Genomic DNA, 17,274 nt, shown 5'->3' on the forward strand with positions numbered 1-17,274 from the left:
CCTGGAATGTATGCGATCGCCCGGTGGGGGCGTCCCCCGGGGCGTCAGGCGCGCTGGTTCAGCGGCACGTTCACGGCCTCGCCGGTGACCCGCAGCCCGGTCGCCACCGGGACGACGGCGGTGATCTTCGCGCCGAACGCGAGATCCGTCACGGGGATCGTGTAGGTGAACGCCTGCTTGACGGCGTCCAAGGGAAGCTGGATGCCCACGGCCGCGACCTTCTCCGGCACGACGGCGACACCCTGGTCCGTCACCCTGAGCGAGACCGTCACCTCGACGGGCACCTGACCCATCAGCGGCGCCGGGTAGACGCCCCTGGCCAGGACATGCCCTTCAGGGGACTGGGAGACCGCCGTCACGCCGCGCGAGGCAAGGGCCTCCTGGATCGTCTCGTAGGGGATCACCCCGGTGGCCGTCGCCCGGTCGGCCGTGATTCCGGTGGCGTCGCCGCTCATCACGTCGCTGAGGGGGGCGTGCAGGCCCTCCAGCCGGACGGAGACGTCGTGGAGGGTCGTGCCCTTCTCGTCGTAGACGCCGGTGGCGTAATGATCGGTGTAGTCGCCGATCTTGACGTCGACCGAGTCATAGGTGCCGCCTATCGCCTGCGCGAGGAACGACCATCCGCCGAACTCCACCGACGGCGTCGAGGCGAGCCCGTACTCGTTGGCGACCTGCCGCGCGACCTCGGCCTCGGCCCGGGACTCGGCGAACCTGTCGGCGGCGAACAGGCCGCCGAGCAGCAGGACGAGCAGGACGATCAGCACCTTGCGCATGGAACCTCCGCGCTCCCCTGGACCACCTACGACACGGGTGTGACGGATGGTAACGCCGGAAAAGTTCCGAAATGTGAGATCAGCCACCGGCGAAGGGGGGCAGCACCTCAAGAACACCGCCCTCGGTGAGCGGCACCGCGGCGTGCGGGCGGGTGCCGACGGGCGCGCCGTCGAGCAGGAACGAGCTGCGCGCCAGGACCCGCCGGAACTCCGCATCCCGTACGGCGCAGGCGTTTTCCAGCGCTTCGGCGACTGTCGCGGCGGCGTAGGGTTCCTCTGCGACACCGGCGGCGGCCTTGGCCGCGGCCCAGTAGCGGATCACTCCGTTGGCCATCGTCCAAGGATCTCATTCATGTATCGCCCGTAATGAATCGGTCGGCCGGCCATTGCCGGTTTCGAGGGCTCGTATAAGCTTCTAGCGAAGGATCCGGGCGATGAGGCCCCCGGGTCCTTGACGTCTTTAAGGGGAGATTCCACCCCGAAAGGGCAAGAGAGGGAGGCGGCCGTTGAGCAGCTTGCTGTTGCTCACCAACGCTCTGGAACCGTCAGACGAGGTTCTTCCGGCGTTGGGTTTGCTCTTGCACTCGATCCGCGTCGCTCCGGCGGAGGCGTCCGCCCTGATCGACGCACCACCGGCCGACGTGATCCTCGTCGACGCGCGCCGTGACCTGGTGCAGGCCAAGAGCCTGTGCCGGTTGCTGCGCACGACCGGTCTTGACTGCCCGCTGCTGGCCGTCGTCACCGAGGGCGGCCTGGCCGCGCTCACCCCCGAGTGGGGTCTTGACGATGTGCTGCTGCAGGCGTCGGGTCCGGCCGAGGTCGAGGCCAGGCTCCGGCTCGCGATCGGCCGTTCGTCGGCCGGTGAGCAGGAGGACCAGCCGGGCGAGATCAGGTCGGGCGACCTGACCATCGACGAGGCGACCTACACCGCTCGGCTTCGCGGCCGGGTGCTCGATCTCACCTTCAAGGAGTTCGAGCTGCTGAAGTACCTCGCGCAGCACCCTGGCCGGGTTTTCACCCGCGCCCAGTTGCTGCAGGAGGTCTGGGGTTACGACTACTTCGGCGGCACCCGCACCGTGGACGTCCACGTGCGCCGCCTGCGCGCCAAGCTCGGCGCGGAGTACGAGTCCCTGATCGGCACCGTCCGCAACGTCGGCTACCGCTTCGTCCCCGACCACCGCCCCGGCGACCAGGAAGAGGCCCTCGCCGCCAAGCCCTGATCCCCGGCTCCACGGGCCCCTGGAACGTTCTACCACCCAGTAGGCCCGCCCCGACGGCCCCCGCGCCCACCGCCCGGGGGCCTTCACCTTTCCCCCACCCCCCAAATGCCGCATAACCGGACCAGCCATCACGCCTTAGCGTAGTTTTCCGGATACGCCAGCGACTTGACGTCTAGGGCCTCTAGATTTAGCCTCGTGCCAAAGGCGATGAAACTAAGAGACCTCGTGAGGGCCTTGCGTAGACACGGTTGCGTGATCCGTTCCGACACGGGGCGCCATACCAAGTGGATCTGCCCGTGCGGCCAGCACACGGCGATCCTGCCGCGACACCGCGAAGTGTCGCCGGGTGTGGTGGGGGACACCGTTGATCGTCTGAAGTGCCTGCCGGAGGGGTGGATGCGGTGACCATGTACACGGTGCGTGCCCTGCGCTGGGAACGCGGATGGGAACTCCACATCGAGGGCGTCGGCGTGACACAGGTCCGCCGGTTGACCGAGGCCGAAGCCACCGCCCGCGACTACATCGCGCTCGAACTCGACATCCCCCCGGACACCTTCTCGGTGCTGCTCGTCCCGAGCGTGGGCGAGAGTCTCGACGAGGAGATGCGGGCCGCCCGCGAGGCTACTGCCGCCGCCCAGTCCGCCGCCGCCGAGGCCGCACGCTCAACCCGGACCGTCGCGTGCAAGCTCAAGCGCGAAGGACTCACCGGCCGAGAAATAGCCACCGTCCTCCACGTCTCCCCCCAACGCGTCTCTCAGTTGCTCACCGCCCACGGGAACCCCGACCAGGGCGCCTGACGCCCCAGCAGGAGGACCCCCGCGTGGTGACGTGGGGGTCCTCGGGGGGAGGGTTAGTTGAGGGTGATTCGGGTGGTGGGGGGTGGGGAGACCGGGGAGTTGGTCTTGAGGTAGTTGGTGAAGGCGTCGAGGTCCAGGGGGCCGGACCAGAGGTTGGTGGCCTGGGTGAAGGTGGAGAAGGCGTCTCCGCCGCCGACTAGGAAGTTGTTGGCAGCCACGCGGTAGGAGGCGGCCGGGTCTACTGGGGTGCCGTTGATCTTCAGGGCGGAGACTCGGTCGCCGAAGGGGTTGGTGAGGGTGGCGGTGTAGGTGAGGGAGGCGGAGGGGAGGAGGACGGCGGTGCGGGTGGGGGTCCACTGTTGTTCTAGGAGGGCGTCCAGTTGGGCGCCGGTGAGGGTGACGACCTGCATGAGGTTGTTGAAGGGTTGGACGGCGAACGCCTCGCCGTAGGTGACGACGCCGTCGGGGGCGTAAGGGAGGTCGGCGCGGATGCCGCCGGGGTTCATGAGGGCGATCTGGGCGCCGCCCTCGGCCGCCGTGGCGGCGAGCTGGGCGTCGGCGATGAGGTTGCCGAGGGTGGACTCGCCCGACGGCGTCTGGGTGCGGGTCAGGTCCGCGGAGAGGGAGCCGACGGGCTGGTTCGCGACCGCCGCGACCCTGTCCTTCCAGGTCTGGACGAACCGCTCGGTCTTCGCGTCGGCCGGGATGTCCCGGGTGACGATCTGGTTGTCGATCTTCACCGAGGTCCGGTCGATCTCGCCGGACTTCTTGAAGACCTTCAGGTCCACCTGGGAGATGACGCGGCCGAAGGAGCCGCCCTGGCTGTAGAGGCGGTCGTTCCCGGCCGGGTCCTTCACCGTGCAGACGTAAGCCTGGTGGGAGTGGCCGGAGAGGATGAGGTCGATCTCGGGGTCGACCCGGGTGGCGATCTCGGTGCCCGCGCCGGCGCTGCCGTCGGGGTCGGTGGTGGTGCTGCACGCGTCGGGCGACTGGCCGGTGAGCACGTTGTCGCCCTCGTGCACGAGCAGCACCTGGGCCTCGACGCCGAGCTCCTTGAGCAGCTTGGACCCGAACTCGGCCGAGCGCACGACCGGCGCGAACTTCAGCCCGGCGATCCCGGACGCGGTGACGATCGTCGGCGTCGTCTCGGTGACGGCCCCGATGAAGCCGACCTGCTGCCCGTTCACCTTCCGGACGGCGATGGGCGGCAGCGCGGGCAGCCCGTACTGGCGGATGAGCGCGTCCAGCCGCTTCTTCTTGATCTTCTTGAGGACCTCCATGCCGGGCAGCTTCGGCAGGTCGCGGCCCTTCTCCAGGAGGACGTTCGCGCCGATGTAGTCGTACTTGGCGCCCTTCCAGCGCCCGGCGGGCGACGGCCCGTCCACCGGGTGCGAGCCGCCCTTCATGATGCGCTTGAGCTCCGCGTAGCCCTCGTCGAACTCGTGGTTGCCGACGGACGACACGGTGACGCCGATGTCGCCGAGGAACTCGACGCTGGGCTCGTCGTGGTAGGCGGCCGAGATGAGCGGCGTCGCGCCGATCAGGTCGCCTTGGGCCACCTTGATGGTGTCCTTGTTCGTCATACGTTTCATCCAGGCGGCGACGTAGGCGGCGCCGCCCGCGTCGACCGTGGCGCCGTGCTCGTCCACCATCCGGCCGGACGATCCGGTGGGCGGTTCGAGGTTGCCGTGGAAGTCGTTGAGGGCGAGCAGCCGTACCGGCACGGACGGCTCGGGCTTGGGGGGTTTGGGCGGCTTCGGCTTGGCCTGGACGCCGCTGCCCGCGGCGAGGACCGCCGCGGCGACGGCGCCCGCCACCAGGGCGCGGGCGAGGCTGGAAGGCATCATCTGGATCCTTCGGGGGTCTGGAGACGGGAGTCCACATCAGACACTAAAGATCTAGGTCATACGTGTCACTTGGAGATTGATGAGAACCTCACGGAGTGCACCGTGTGCGGCCTGGTGGTGACGTACGAACGAACTGACGAATAAGCTGGTGATCTATGGTCGTCGTGCATGAGTTGTCAGCCGAGCAGTCAGCCGCGGTCCTCGGCCTTGCCGAGCGGGCCGCGGCAGCCGACGGCGTCGCCCCCCTGTCCGAGCAGACGCTGCTCGCGGTCAGGCACGGCGGCGGCGAGCACCACCTCGTCCACGAGGACGGCGCGCTGGCCGGGTACGCCTTCACCGAGGCGGGTTCGGCGGAGGCCGTCGTCGATCCGGCGTTCCGGCGCCGCGGCGTCGGCGCGCGGCTGCTGGCCGAACTGCCGGGGGACGCGCGGATCTGGGCGCACGGCGATCTGCCGGAGGCCAAGGGCTTCGCGGCGGCGCGCGGCCTGGCCCCGCTGCGGACGCTGCTCCAGATGCGCAGGGCGCTGGCGGAGCCGCTTCCGGTCACCCGCATCCACGCCGGGTACACGCTGCGCACGTTCCAGCCCTCGGACGCGCCCGCGTGGCTCGGTCTGAACGCCGCGTCCTTCGCCGCGCACCCGGAGCAGGGCAAGTGGACGGAGGAGGATCTGCGGCGCCGGATGGGCGAGCCGTGGTTCGACCCGAAGGGGTTCTTCGTCGTCACCAAGGGCCAACGGCTCGTCGGCTTCCATTGGACGAAGGTCCATCCGGACGGTCTGGGCGAGGTCTACGTGGTCGGGGTGGATCCGGCGGAGCAGGGGGTCGGTCTTGGCCGTACGCTGACGCTGCGTGGTCTGCACCACCTGAAGGACCTCGGCCTGGCGACGGTCCTGCTCTATGTGGACGGCGAGAACACCAGTGCCGTAAGGCTTTACGAGTCACTCGGGTTCCGCCGTTACCAGGTCGATGTGATGTTCGGACGCTCGTTCACCTGACGGCAATACCAAATCGAGACATTCTTCTCGAAGCATCCCGGCGCTGTTCACCCTCCGTTCATCTGGACCGCTCCGAGCCGTTCACCTGGCCTTTCTAGCTTCAGACCTGACGGTGAACCCCACCTCCCTGACCTAGCACGGGGATCACCGCAGCGATCTGGAGGAACAACCAGTGAAGAACGGCATTCGGCTCGCAGCCATCGGCGGCGCCCTTCTGACCGGCGCGCTTGCGCTGTCCGCGTGCGGCTCCGATGACAACAGCGGCAACGGCAACGGCACCGCCGCCGCGCCGGAGGGCAACTGCGTAGAGGCGACCGTCAACGCCGCGGGTTCGAGCGCGCAGAAGAACGCGGTCGACGAGTGGATCAAGAACTACACCGCGAACTGCGCAGGTGCCGTTCTCAACTACAACCCGAGCGGCTCCGGCGCGGGCATCGAGGCGTTCAACGGCAAGCAGGCGGCGTTCGCCGGCTCCGACTCCGTGATGAAGCCGGAGGAGGCCGAGGCCGCCAAGACGCGCTGCGCCGGCAACCCCGCCCTGCACCTGCCGATGGTCGTCGGCCCGGTCGCGATCGCCTACAACCTCGACGGCGTCGAGGGCCTCCAGCTCTCGCCGGAGACCCTGGCGAACATCTTCGCCAACAAGATCAAGAAGTGGAACGACCCGGCGATCGCCGCCGACAACCCCGGCGTCACCCTGCCGGACACGAACATCACCACGGTCCACCGCGCCGACGAGTCGGGCACCACCGACAACTTCACCAAGTACCTCGCCGCGGTCGTCCCGGACATCTGGACGTTCGAGACCGGCAAGGTGTGGACGGCCCCCGGCGGCCAGGGCGGCACCAAGTCCGACGGCGTGACGACCCTCGTCAAGCAGTCCAAGGGCTCCATCGGCTACGTCGAGATGTCCTACGCGGAGAACGCGAGCCTGTCCACCGTCAAGGTGAAGAACGGCGCCGGCGAGTACACCGAGCTGACCGCCGACTCCGCCTCCAAGGTCGTCGCGGGCGCCCAGGTGGTCGGCACCGGCAACGACCTCGCGCTGAAGATCGACTTCGCCGCCAAGACGCCGGGCGCCTACCCGATCGTCCTGGTCACCTACGAGATCGCCTGCGAGAAGGGCCTCACCGGCAAGGAGGGTGAGTTCGTCAAGTCGTTCCTCACCTACACCGCGTCCGAGGCCGGCCAGGAGGCGCTGAAGGGCCTCGGCTACGCGCCGCTCCCGCCGGAGATCATCAGCAAGGTCCGCACCTCGATCGACGCGATCTCCGCCGCGTAGAGATCCGAGCAGGGCACTGAGCGCACAGAACGACCCGAGCCCCTCCGCCGCTGACGGCGGAGGGGCCGTACCCGGTTATGGGGAAACGGCAAAAAATCCCGAGGGAGGGGCTGGTGTGACCAGCATCGACGACGTCCAGACCGCAGCGGTGGGCGTGTCGCGCAGGAGACGGGCGATAAGCACGGGCAGGCGAGGCGACAAGATCTTCCGTGGCGCGGCCCTGGGCTCGGGCGTCTTCGTCCTGGTGATCATGGGCGCGATCGCCGCCTTCCTCGTGTGGAAGGCCATCCCGGCACTCCAGGCGAACCAGGGAAGCTTCCTCACCGACACCGAGTGGCGCGCCAACAGCGACCCGCCCCGGTTCGGCATCGCCCAGCTTGCCTTCGGCACCGTGATGTCGGCGTTCCTCGCCCTCCTCATGGCGACGCCGGTCGCTATCGGGATCGCCCTGTTCATCTCGTTCTACGCGCCGCGCAAGCTGGCCGACGGCCTCGGGTTCATCGTGGACCTGCTCGCCGCCGTGCCCAGCATCATCTACGGCCTGTGGGGCCTGCACTTCCTCGTCATGAACTCCGACGGCGTGGTGAGCTTCCTCAACACCTACCTCGGCTGGATCCCGCTGTTCGCCGGGGAGAACGTCGGCGGCCAGTCCCTGTTCATCGGCTCCGTGGTGCTCGCGATCATGATCCTGCCGATCATCTCGTCGATCTCCCGCGAGGTGTTCCTCCAGGTGCCCACGCCGCACATCGAGGCCGCCCAGGCGCTCGGCGCGACCCGCTGGGAGACCATCCGGCTGTCCGTACTGCCCTACGGCCGCTCCGGCGTCATCAGCGCGATGATGCTGGGCCTCGGCCGGGCCCTCGGCGAGACCGTCGCCATCGCGCTCGTGCTGTCCACCGTCGCCGGGATCAACTGGCACATCCTGGAGCCGGGCGGCAACACGTTCGCCGCGAACATCGTCCGCACGTTCGGCGAGTCCGGCGAGATCGGCCGCAGCGCGCTCATCGCGTCCGGCCTCGTGCTCTTCGTCATCACGATGATCGTCAACATGGCGGCCCGGGCGATCGTCTCGCGCCGCAAGGAGTTCACGGAATGAGCGTCCTCACCGCCAAGACCGGCCAGGCGATCCCCGAGACGTCGCTCGGCCGCAAGCTCAAGGACCGCACCGTCCTCATCGCCGTCTACGTCGCGTTCGCGCTCGCGGTCATCCCGCTGGTGAGCGTGCTGTACAAGGTGATCAGCGAGGGCGTCCAGGTCATCAGCGCGGACTTCCTGACGCGGTCGATGAACGGCATCGGCGGCCGGGACGCCGGGGGCGGCGTCTACCACTCCATCGTCGGCACCCTGGAGCAGGTCGCGCTGGCCAGCGCCATGTCGATCCCGATCGCGGTGCTCACCGCCGTCTACCTCGTCGAGTACGGGCAGGGCAAGCGGCTCGCCAAGACGATCAGCTTCTTCGTGGACGTCATGACGGGCATCCCGTCGATCGTCGCGGGCCTGTTCGTCCTCGCGTTCTGGATCCTCGTCCTCGGGTTCGAGGTGTCCGGTTTCGCCGGCGCGCTCGCCCTCGGCGTGCTGATGATCCCGACCGTCGTCAGGTCGGCGGAGGAGATGCTGAAGCTCGTCCCGAACGAGCTGCGCGAGGCGTCCTACGCGCTGGGCGTGCCGCGCTGGCGGACCGTCATGAAGGTGGTCCTGCCGACGGCCTTCACCGGCATCGTCACCGGCATCATGCTGGCCGTCGCCCGCGTCATGGGCGAGACGGCGCCGCTGCTGTTGACGATCTGGGTCACCAAGGTCATCAACTTCAACGCGTTCCAGGGCGCCCAGTCCTCGCTCCCCACCTACATCTGGGAGCAGGCCAGCGACCCCAACCAGGTGGCGGTCGCCCGCGCCTGGGGCGCGGCGCTCACGCTCATCTTCATCATCATGGTCCTGAACATCGGCGCCCGGCTGCTGGCGCGCAGGACCTCGATCCGATAGCCCGGGAAAGACAAGGAGCACGCTAATCATGGCCAAGCGGATCGAGGTCTCCGGCCTCAACGCCTACTACGGTGGCTTCCTCGCCGTCGAGGACGTCTCGATGACCATCGAGCCGCGCTCGGTGACCGCCTTCATCGGGCCGTCCGGCTGCGGCAAGTCCACCTTCCTGCGCACCCTCAACCGGATGCACGAGGTGATCCCGGGCGCCCGCGTCGACGGCAAGGTCATGCTCGACGACCAGGACCTGTACGGCGACAAGGTGGACCCGGTCGCGGTCCGGCGGGTCGTCGGCATGGTGTTCCAGCGGCCGAACCCGTTCCCGACCATGTCGATCTACGACAACGTCGCGGCGGGCCTCAAGCTGAACGGCGTCAAGGGCAAGAGCGAGCTCGACGGGATCGTCGAGACGTCACTCAAGGGCGCCAACCTGTGGAACGAGGTCAAGGACCGGCTGCCGAAGCCGGGCGCGGGCCTTTCCGGCGGGCAGCAGCAGCGCCTGTGCATCGCCCGCGCCATCGCGGTGCAGCCGCAGGTCCTGCTGATGGACGAGCCGTGCTCGGCGCTCGACCCGATCTCGACCCTCGCGATCGAGGACCTCATCGCGCAGCTGAAGTCGCAGTACACGATCGTCATCGTGACGCACAACATGCAGCAGGCGGCGCGTGTCTCGGACCGCACCGCGTTCTTCAACATCGCGGGCACGGGCAAGCCCGGCAAGCTCATCGAGCTGGACGAGACCTCGAAGATCTTCACCAACCCGACGGAGAAGGCGACCGAGGACTACATCACCGGACGCTTCGGCTGACCCGGACCCCCGGGGTCGGAACCGGGGGTGAGAAGGCCCACACCGCGCGACGGGGTGGGCCTTCGCCGTGTCCGGGCGCGCGGGGCGTGTCGCGGGGTGTGCGGGGGAACGATCATTGGTAACCATCACAGGATGACGGCGGTGGACTGCAAGGAAATCTAGGGTGAAAGTTCGTCATACCGGTGAACTCCGCCTACGATCACGTGCGGACAGTTCCCGCACTAGGAGAAGAACGTGCGCTTGCGTCTCACACCTCGTGAAGACGGCTTCTACGACCTGTTCGCCGACTCGGCGAACAACATCGTGACCGGGGCCCGCCTTCTCGTGGAACTCATCAGCGACGGCGCTGACCGGGAGGCCATCGCGGAGAAGATGCGCGCCTGCGAGCACGCGGGCGACGAATGCACCCACGCGATCTTGCACAGGCTCAACGAAAGCTTCATCACCCCGTTCGACCGCGAGGACATCTACGACCTGGCCTCGCAGCTCGACGACGTGATGGACTACATGGAGGAGGCAGCGGACCTCGTCGTCCTCTACAAGATCGACAAGCTGCCCAGCGACGTGCTGCGGCAGGTCGAGGTCCTGGAGCGCGCCGCCGAGCTGACCGCCGAGGCGATGCCCCGGCTCAAGGCGATGCGGGAACTCAACGAGTACTGGATCGAGATCAACCGGCTGGAGAACCAGGGCGACCAGATCCACCGCCGCCTCCTCGCCCGCCTGTTCAGCGGCGAGTACGAGCCGCTCGAGGTCATGAAGCTGCAGCAGGTCATCGACAGGCTGGAGGACGCCACCGACGCGTTCGAGCACGTCGCCAACACCATCGAGACCATCGCGGTCAAGGAATCATGACGACGCAGGGTCCGTCGCTGACCAAGGAGGCTCCCCCGGAGCACTCCACGGGGGCCAGCACCAAACAGGCCCGCACCACCTGGGTGTCGGTGATCGGCGGTGTCCTCACCGTCGTCATCGGTGTCTTCGCCGTCTTCCGGCTCGGGCCGTCCGTCGAGACGATCAGCCTCGTCGCCGTCGTCGCGGTCGCCCTCGGGTTCAACTACACCAACGGCTTCCACGACGCGGCCAACGCCATCGCCACCTCGGTGTCCACCCGGGCACTGACACCGAGGGCGGCACTGCTGATGGCCGCGATCATGAACCTGCTCGGCTCGTTCGTCGGCGTCGGGGTCGCCAAGACGATCGCCGACATCCTCCCCGACCTGTCCGGGCTGAGCGGGCTCGGCGTCGTCTTCGCGGCGCTCGCTGGGGCCATCATCTGGAACCTCGTCACGTGGTGGTTCGGGCTGCCGTCGTCGTCGTCGCACGCGCTGATCGGCGGGCTCGTCGGCGCGGGACTCGCCGCGGCGACGGCCATCGGCTGGGACAAGGTCGTCGAGAAGGTCGTCATCCCGATGATCATCTCGCCGCTGGCCGGGTTCGGGCTCGGCTACCTGTTCATGGTCCTCATCATGTGGGTGTTCCGGCGGGCCAAGCCGGCCAAGGTCAGCCGCGGGTTCCGGATCGCGCAGTCCCTGTCGGCCGCCGCGATGGCGTTCGGGCACGGCCTCCAGGACGCGCAGAAGACCATGGGCGTCATCGTGCTCGCGCTCGTCGCCACCGGCTACCAGACCGACGCCAGCCACGTGCCGCTGTGGGTCATCCTCGTCAGCGCCGCCGTCCTGTCGCTCGGCACCTACGCGGGCGGGTGGCGGATCATGCGGACGCTCGGCCGCAGGGTCATCGAACTCGACCCGCCCAAGGGGTTCGCGGCCGAGGCGACGGCCTCGTCCATCCTCTACATCGCGGCGATGGGCTTCCACGCGCCCATCTCCACCACCCACGTGATCTCCTCGGCGATCATGGGCGTGGGCGCCACCAAGCGGCTGTCGGCGGTGCGGTGGGGCGTCGCGGGCAACATCCTCATGGCGTGGGTCCTCACGCTGCCCGCGGCCGGCCTCATGGCGGCCGTCGTCTTCTGGGGGCTCAGCCTCTTCGGCGTCTGAGTCCCTTCGCCCGTCACCGAGCCCGCACCTTCCCCGAGTGCGGGCTCGGCCGGGCGTCAGAAAGCGTCCGCCGCCGGGCCCATCGAGCACGGCTCGGCGGCGACGCCCAGCACGATGTCGATCTCGGCCTCGGTGAGCCGCCGGTCGGCCACGGCGACAGCGCTCAACAGCTCAGAGACCAGCTCGATCTCGCCGAGCGCGACGTCGTCGTGCAGCCGCCGGTCGAGTTCGGACAGGCGCACCGTCCCCACCTCCGCTCCATGGCCCCGCTTGGTCCCCCAGGGTACGCGGCGGTGCCGCGCCCGCCCATGACCCATGAGGGCTAGCCGGGGGCTATTCGCGACACCACCCCGCGCGGCTAGGCGTCGTCGCGGCGGTTCTGCTGGAGGTCGCCGAGCATCCGCTCCAGGCCGGACTCCGGCAGGTCGCGGACGGTGAGGCGGGCCGACGTGAGCGCGTCGGCGCCGACGACGCCGGCGATCCGCCTGGCCTGCCGGGCGACCGTCTCGTTGAACCACTGGTGCACGGTGCGGCCGAACGCGAAGTCCTTGTTGTCGCGGAACCGGGTGATACGGGTGAGAAGTTCCAGACGGAGCTCCTCGTCCACCATGTACAGCTTCTTCTCGGCGAGCTTCACGAACAGTTGGACGAGCTCGCGGTCGGTCGGCGCGATGAAGTCGAGCCGGTCGAACGTCGCGGCGATGTCGGGATTCGCCGTAGCGAACGGGTCGATGTCGGTCGCGGCGAGGATCAGCATGTACGGGTGCTCGCGCTGGCCCCGGAACAGCTCCGCGACGGCCTCCGGGGTGAGCCCGTCCGCCTTCTGCACGAGCAGCACGCCGCCCTCGGCCTGCCGGACGATCCCCGCCGTGCGCAGCTCCGTCTCCAGCGCGTCGCGGCCCAGGATGTGCTCCGGGCGGCACTGGATCAGATGGCCGGACGGGAGGACGCCCAGCACGCCGAAGATGCCCGCGATGATGCCCGCGACCGTCGCCTTGCCGGTGCCGGGCGGGCCCTCGCAGATGATGTTGACGGGGTGGTCCGCCTCGCGGGCCAGGCGCTCCACCTCGGCCTTGACCTCGGTGAGGCCGATCAGGTCGGTGAGGAGGTCGAGGTAGCCGTCGACGTCGCCGCTGGGCCGGAGCGCGGGCTCGATCGACTCGGCGACGCCCGCGAAGTCCACCGCCTGGAGCACGAGCCGCTCCTGGGCGCCCCCTCCGCGGCCCACAGCGTGGTTGTAGGCCCGTTCCAGGTACGTCTCGACAAGTCTGGCGGCGGTGAGGTCGCCGGGGCCCCTGAGGCGCTGTAGGTCCTCGCGGACGGCGTCCCACGCGATGGTGTCGAGGGACGCGCGGCGCTCGTCGGCCAGGACGCGCAGCAGCGTCGTGCGCTCCTCGATGTCGCGCAGCTCCGGCAGCCGGTAGACGCGGAACACCTGGGCGATCTCCGGGTGTTCCTCGGAAATGCGACGGTAGGAACGCGGGTCGCAGGTGGCGACGAGGGGCGTCCTGGCCCGCGCGCGGACGGTCTTCAACGTCCTCAGGAACACACGCGGGTCGTTGGCGTCCAGCAGCGCGACGTCCAGCCGCTCCAGCAGCACCGCCGACCCGACGGGATCGAACAGCGTCGCCAACCGCTCCAGCGCTAGCCCCCTGAGGTCCTCCGCGTCGTGCACGGTCAGCGCCCCGTCGGACACCGCGCCGGAGATCATCCGCGCGAACCTGCGCTGCCCGGTGTGCGGCGTCCCCACCAGCAACACCGAAACCGCCACCGGCCCGCTGTAGACCGGCTCCACGCGCGTGGCCCCGGCCCCCGCTCCGTCGAACACCGTGGCCCGAGCCGCCCCGGAGTCCATCATCGTCGCCTGCGGATCGAACGCCCCGCCCCGCGCCGCCTCCGGCCCGGAAACCCGCCGATCCCCACCCGCCGGATCCATCATCGTCGCGTGCGGATCGAACCCGCCCCGCGGCTCCCCCGCACCGCCCGCCGCCGAGTCGAACACCGTCGCCTGCCCGTCGACCCCTCCACGAGCCGCAGCGGCCCCGCCGTCAAACATCGTCGCCTGAGCGTCAACGTCCCCACGAGCCCGCCCAGCCCCCGCAGCCCCATCAAACATCGTGGCCTGCGGATCAAACCCCGCCCCCGCAGCCCCGTCAAGCATCGTCGCCTGCGGATCGAACCTCCCGTCAGGCGCCGTAGGCCCTTCCCCCTCACCCTGCGCCGCGTCAAGGCCGAACGCGCCAGGCGGCGCGACCATCGTGCGCGGCGGCTCCCCCGAGCCTCCCGGCCCGGAACCCTGGGCGCCCTGCGACGGTCCGCCCACGCCCTGCTGGCCGGGGCCGCCGGTGCCCGGCTGCGGCGCGTCCAAGCCGAACGCGCCGGGCGGCGCGACCATCGTGCGCGGCGGCTCTCCGGAGCCTGCGGGCCCGGAACCCTGCGCGCCCTGCACGGAGCCTCCCGGACCGCCCTGGGGCGGCAGCGCGGCGGGGCCGCCGGTGCCCGGCTGGGCGGCGTCCAAGCCGAAGGCGCCAGGCGGCGCGACCATGGTGCGCGGCGGCTCTCCGGAGCCTGCCGGGCCGGGGCCCTGGGCGCCCTGCGACGGTCCGCCCACGCCCTGCTGGCCGGGGCCGCCGGTGCCCGGCTGGGCGGCGTCGAGGCCGAAGGCGCCGGGGGGCGCGACCATGGTGCGTGGGGGTTCGGCCGGGTCGGTCTGGGGGGTGGAGGGGTCGGGGAGGAGGGCTGCCAGGTTCTGGTCGAGCATGGTGAGGGGGGCGTCGGGGGTGGGGGCTCGGTAGACCTGGGTGGAGTCGGCGGCGAAGGTGGGGGCCGGGAGGGCGTCGAGGAAGGCGGCGGCGTCGTCGCTCGGGTCGTAGACGAAGGTGACGCCTCGACGGGTGACGGTGGCGGCCTCGGGACGGCCCTCGGGGGGCGGCGCGATGTCGCGGACCGGACGGGACGGGACGGGCGCGAAGTCGAGGATGTCGCCGACCATCGTCTCGGACATGACGCGGGTGCCGTCGGACGGCACGGGCGTGCCCCGGCCGGCGGCGCGCGGGCTCGGCACGGGCGGCTGGCTCGGCCCGCCGGGACGGTCGAACCCGACCGGCCCGGTCGTGTAGGCGTCCGGCTGCGCGTCGGCGGCCTCACCCCCGCCCAGCAGCTTCCCGCCGAACCTCCTGGCCTTCCCCCAGGCCCGCTCGAACGCCTTGCCCGCCTGCTGCGCGAGCTCGTCCGCCGTCGGCCCCCGCTGCACCCCGGGCCGCCGCACCCCCCCTTGCTCCGGAACCCCACCCACCCCGAACTGAGCCCCCGCCTGCGCCGGGTCCCCACCCTGCACCCCACCCGCGCCGAACTGCCCACCGGGCTGCCCGGAAGCCCCGGCCGCGCCGAACTGCGCACCCGCCTGGCCCACGTCTCCCGGCTGCCCGGGCCCTCCGGGCACGCCGAACTGGCCGCCCCCCTGCGCGCCAAAAGCGCCCGCCTGACCCGCATCTCCCTGGGCACCGGGGGGACCGAACTGCCCACCCGGCTGACCCGGAACCCCTGCCGCCCCGAACTGGGCGCCCGCCTGGGCACCAAACCCGCCCTGCCCCGCGTCACCCGGCTGCCCAGACCCTCCGGGCGCGCCAAAAGCACCCGCCTGCGCCGGGTCCCCCTGGGCACCAGGGGGACCGAACTGCCCGCCCGGCTGACCGGAGACTCCGGGCGCGCCGAACTGCCCGCCCGGCTGGCCCGGAACCCCGGCGCCGAACTGCGCGCCCGGCTGGGCGCCGAAACCCGGCTGGCCCGCGTCGCCGAACTGGCCGCCTGCCTGCGCGCCGAAGGCGCCCGCCTGGGCCGGGTCCCCTGCCTGGACGCCGGGGGGACCGAACTGCCCGCCGGGCTGGCCCGGAACTCCGGGCGCGCCGAACTGGGCGCCCGGCTGGGCGCCGAAGCCCGCATGGGCCGCGTCGCCCGGCTGGCCGAGGGCTCCGGGCGCGCCGAAAGCCGCGCCCGCATGGGCCGGGTCGCCGAACTGGCCGCCGGGCTGGCCGGGGGAGCCGAACTGGGCACCTGCCTGGCCCGGGTCGCCGGGCTGGCCCGGAACCCCGGCGGCGCCGAACTGGGCGGCGAAGCCCGGTTGGGCCGGGTCGCCGGGCTGGCCGGGGGTGAAAGCGGCGGGTTGGGCGGGGGCGGCGGGTTGGGTGGCGGTGGCTCGGGTGGGGCCGATGAGTTCGGTGAGGACGGCGATGGGGACGGGGAAGCCTCGGGGGCGGGCGGGGATGCCGCCGCCCAGGCGGCACCAGGCCAGGTCGAGGGCGTAGAGGGTGGCGAGGAACTGTTCGCGGTTGTGGGCGGTGCCCTCGCGGAGCTGGTCGGGGAGGCGGCCGGATTCGGGCCAGAAGCGGCGCCGGAGTGGGTGGCCCGCCTGCGTTGTCATGGCCTGGACGGTGAAGCGGAGTTCGGGGTCGAGCCAGCGCGTCACCTCGTTGACGACGTCGCCTCGGATGATCGAGAGGTCGGCGGCGAGCACGGCGGCGGCGATGAGCCGGGGTTCGACGAACGCCGGGTCGTTCGGCTCCCCGGCGGCGCGCACGAGGGTCTTGGCGAGGTCGTAGAAGGCGTGCCGGAAGCCGTCGCCGGGTGAGCTCTCCGAGCGCAGCGCGGGGCTGAGGTGCGGCGGGCAGCGGGTGATCCACAGCTGCGCGACGGCGGCGTCGCCGTGCGGCAGCGCCCCGTAGTCGACCTGCGGGTCGGCGAGCGTCGCGTTGAGGATGGCCAGCAGCGCGTCGGCGCGTGCGGCGAAGCGCGGCTCCTCGCGCAGCGCGGACGCCGTCGCCCACATCGTCCGCAGGACGACGACGGCGGCCTCCACCCGGTGCGCCCGCAGCCGCTCGACGTACAGGGAGGCGAGTTCCTCAAGGGTCGGCGGCGTAAGCCAACGTGGCCCCTCGATGCGCGGTAGCGGCGTGGCCCGGTACGGGTCCCACAGGCCGAGGAGCGCGGCGTCCTCCTGCGCGTCGAAGACCGGCGCGGACGCACACCACAGCACCGTCCCCCAGCAGGCCGCGACGGTGCTGGGCACGGCCGGGGCGAAGTCGGCGAGCCAGCGGGCGGGGTTCTCGGGCCGTGGGTAGTCCTGCGCGTTGAGGGCGGCCGCCGATTCGAGGGTGGCGCGGACCTTGGCCGTCAGCCGGGAGAGGTCGGCGCCGAAGAAGGGCAGCGCGGTGGGCGCCGTGACGGCGAAGTCGGGGCCGAGTGGCACGACGTGCGGGGGCAGCGCGGCGGCGGGCTGTGCGTTCTTGGCGGCGGCCCGGACGTGCGCGGCGTAAGGCGGCGGGCACAGGTACCACTGGGTGTCGCCGGGGTGCTTGCGGTACCAGCGCCGCCACGCGCCGAACAGCCACTGGGTGCCGTCGGGCAGTTCGAGGATCTGCCCGCCGACGGCGTGTTCGCGCTGGCCGGGCCGGGCGGCGGGCCACCAGTTGGCGCGCACGAGATCCTTGACGGCCCGCTCGGCCGCCTTGAACGGATCTGCCGCGCCGGCGTCACGCCGCTGGTTTCCCGGTCCCCATGCCACGCGGCCATGCTA

General features: G+C 70.8%; 15 protein-coding genes. 10 read left to right on the plus strand and 5 right to left on the minus strand.

Annotation, left to right across the window (positions count from 1 at the left end):
- Positions 1-44: 44 nt before the first annotated feature.
- Positions 45-773, minus strand: a complete 729-nt coding sequence (locus LO762_RS14345) for a DUF2993 domain-containing protein (RefSeq protein ID WP_230615176.1) — start codon at positions 771-773, stop codon at positions 45-47.
- Positions 774-852: 79 nt separating this feature from the next.
- Positions 853-1,107, minus strand: coding sequence for a MoaD/ThiS family protein (locus tag LO762_RS14350; RefSeq protein WP_230615177.1), 255 nt, complete (start codon positions 1,105-1,107; stop codon positions 853-855).
- Positions 1,108-1,279: 172 nt separating this feature from the next.
- Between LO762_RS14350 and LO762_RS14355 the strand changes: the two genes are divergently transcribed.
- The 3 genes from LO762_RS14355 to LO762_RS14360 all read left to right on the plus strand — a co-directional run bounded on the left by LO762_RS14355 (position 1,280) and on the right by LO762_RS14360 (position 2,790).
- A complete protein-coding gene (locus LO762_RS14355) occupies positions 1,280-1,993 on the plus strand; it encodes a response regulator transcription factor (RefSeq protein WP_230615179.1) in 714 nt (237 codons plus the stop codon).
- Between the two features lie 207 nt (positions 1,994-2,200).
- Entirely contained in the window at positions 2,201-2,398 is a 198-nt protein-coding gene (locus LO762_RS33905) for a type II toxin-antitoxin system HicA family toxin (RefSeq protein WP_374201562.1), read from the plus strand.
- A 2-nt stretch (positions 2,399-2,400) separates the two neighbouring features.
- A complete protein-coding gene (locus LO762_RS14360; RefSeq protein WP_230615879.1) occupies positions 2,401-2,790 on the plus strand; it encodes a hypothetical protein in 390 nt (129 codons plus the stop codon).
- A gap of 53 nt (positions 2,791-2,843) precedes the next feature.
- Here the strand turns inward: LO762_RS14360 and LO762_RS14365 are convergent, their stop codons facing one another.
- A complete protein-coding gene (locus LO762_RS14365) occupies positions 2,844-4,637 on the minus strand; it encodes a bifunctional UDP-sugar hydrolase/5'-nucleotidase (RefSeq protein ID WP_230615181.1) in 1,794 nt (597 codons plus the stop codon).
- A 155-nt stretch (positions 4,638-4,792) separates the two neighbouring features.
- Between LO762_RS14365 and mshD the strand changes: the two genes are divergently transcribed.
- The 7 genes from mshD (at position 4,793) to LO762_RS14400 (ending at position 11,702) form a co-directional block, all read left to right on the plus strand.
- Entirely contained in the window at positions 4,793-5,632 is an 840-nt protein-coding gene (mshD, locus tag LO762_RS14370; RefSeq protein ID WP_230615183.1) for a mycothiol synthase, read from the plus strand.
- A 172-nt stretch (positions 5,633-5,804) separates the two neighbouring features.
- A complete protein-coding gene (pstS, locus tag LO762_RS14375; protein WP_230615185.1) occupies positions 5,805-6,914 on the plus strand; it encodes a phosphate ABC transporter substrate-binding protein PstS in 1,110 nt (369 codons plus the stop codon).
- A 115-nt stretch (positions 6,915-7,029) separates the two neighbouring features.
- A complete protein-coding gene (gene pstC / locus LO762_RS14380; RefSeq protein WP_230615187.1) occupies positions 7,030-8,010 on the plus strand; it encodes a phosphate ABC transporter permease subunit PstC in 981 nt (326 codons plus the stop codon).
- On the plus strand, positions 8,007-8,897 hold the full coding sequence (gene pstA, locus LO762_RS14385; protein ID WP_230615189.1) for a phosphate ABC transporter permease PstA: 891 nt from the start codon (positions 8,007-8,009) through the stop codon (positions 8,895-8,897). Before pstC ends, pstA begins: the two co-directional genes overlap by 4 nt.
- 28 nt (positions 8,898-8,925) lie before the next feature.
- Entirely contained in the window at positions 8,926-9,702 is a 777-nt protein-coding gene (gene pstB / locus LO762_RS14390) for a phosphate ABC transporter ATP-binding protein PstB (RefSeq protein ID WP_230615191.1), read from the plus strand.
- Between the two features lie 234 nt (positions 9,703-9,936).
- The gene (locus LO762_RS14395) at positions 9,937-10,554 is read left to right on the plus strand and encodes a DUF47 domain-containing protein (protein ID WP_230615193.1); all 618 of its coding nucleotides are present in this window, start codon (positions 9,937-9,939) and stop codon (positions 10,552-10,554) included.
- Positions 10,551-11,702, plus strand: coding sequence for an inorganic phosphate transporter (locus tag LO762_RS14400; RefSeq protein ID WP_230615195.1), 1,152 nt, complete (start codon positions 10,551-10,553; stop codon positions 11,700-11,702). Before LO762_RS14395 ends, LO762_RS14400 begins: the two co-directional genes overlap by 4 nt.
- Before the next feature lie 56 nt (positions 11,703-11,758).
- Here LO762_RS14400 and LO762_RS14405 read toward each other — a convergent pair whose 3' ends face one another.
- A complete protein-coding gene (locus tag LO762_RS14405; protein ID WP_230615197.1) occupies positions 11,759-11,953 on the minus strand; it encodes a hypothetical protein in 195 nt (64 codons plus the stop codon).
- A 107-nt stretch (positions 11,954-12,060) separates the two neighbouring features.
- Positions 12,061-17,262, minus strand: coding sequence for a hypothetical protein (locus LO762_RS14410; RefSeq protein WP_230615199.1), 5,202 nt, complete (start codon positions 17,260-17,262; stop codon positions 12,061-12,063).
- Between the last annotated feature and the right edge of the window lie 12 nt (positions 17,263-17,274).

It is taken from the genome of Actinocorallia sp. API 0066, from assembly GCF_020991275.1.
Classification (GTDB): Bacteria; Actinomycetota; Actinomycetes; order Streptosporangiales; family Streptosporangiaceae; genus Actinocorallia.

Coding starts and splice junctions, on each gene's coding strand:
- LO762_RS14350 (WP_230615177.1), bottom strand. CDS start 1,107: ATGGCCAACGGAGTGATCCGCTACTGGGCCGCGGCCAAGGCCGCCGCC.
- pstA (WP_230615189.1), top strand. CDS start 8,007: ATGAGCGTCCTCACCGCCAAGACCGGCCAGGCGATCCCCGAGACGTCG.
- LO762_RS14360 (WP_230615879.1), top strand. CDS start 2,401: ATGTACACGGTGCGTGCCCTGCGCTGGGAACGCGGATGGGAACTCCAC.
- LO762_RS14400 (WP_230615195.1), top strand. CDS start 10,551: ATGACGACGCAGGGTCCGTCGCTGACCAAGGAGGCTCCCCCGGAGCAC.
- pstB (WP_230615191.1), top strand. CDS start 8,926: ATGGCCAAGCGGATCGAGGTCTCCGGCCTCAACGCCTACTACGGTGGC.
- LO762_RS14365 (WP_230615181.1), bottom strand. CDS start 4,637: ATGATGCCTTCCAGCCTCGCCCGCGCCCTGGTGGCGGGCGCCGTCGCC.
- LO762_RS33905 (WP_374201562.1), top strand. CDS start 2,201: ATGAAACTAAGAGACCTCGTGAGGGCCTTGCGTAGACACGGTTGCGTG.
- LO762_RS14345 (WP_230615176.1), bottom strand. CDS start 773: ATGCGCAAGGTGCTGATCGTCCTGCTCGTCCTGCTGCTCGGCGGCCTG.
- mshD (WP_230615183.1), top strand. CDS start 4,793: ATGGTCGTCGTGCATGAGTTGTCAGCCGAGCAGTCAGCCGCGGTCCTC.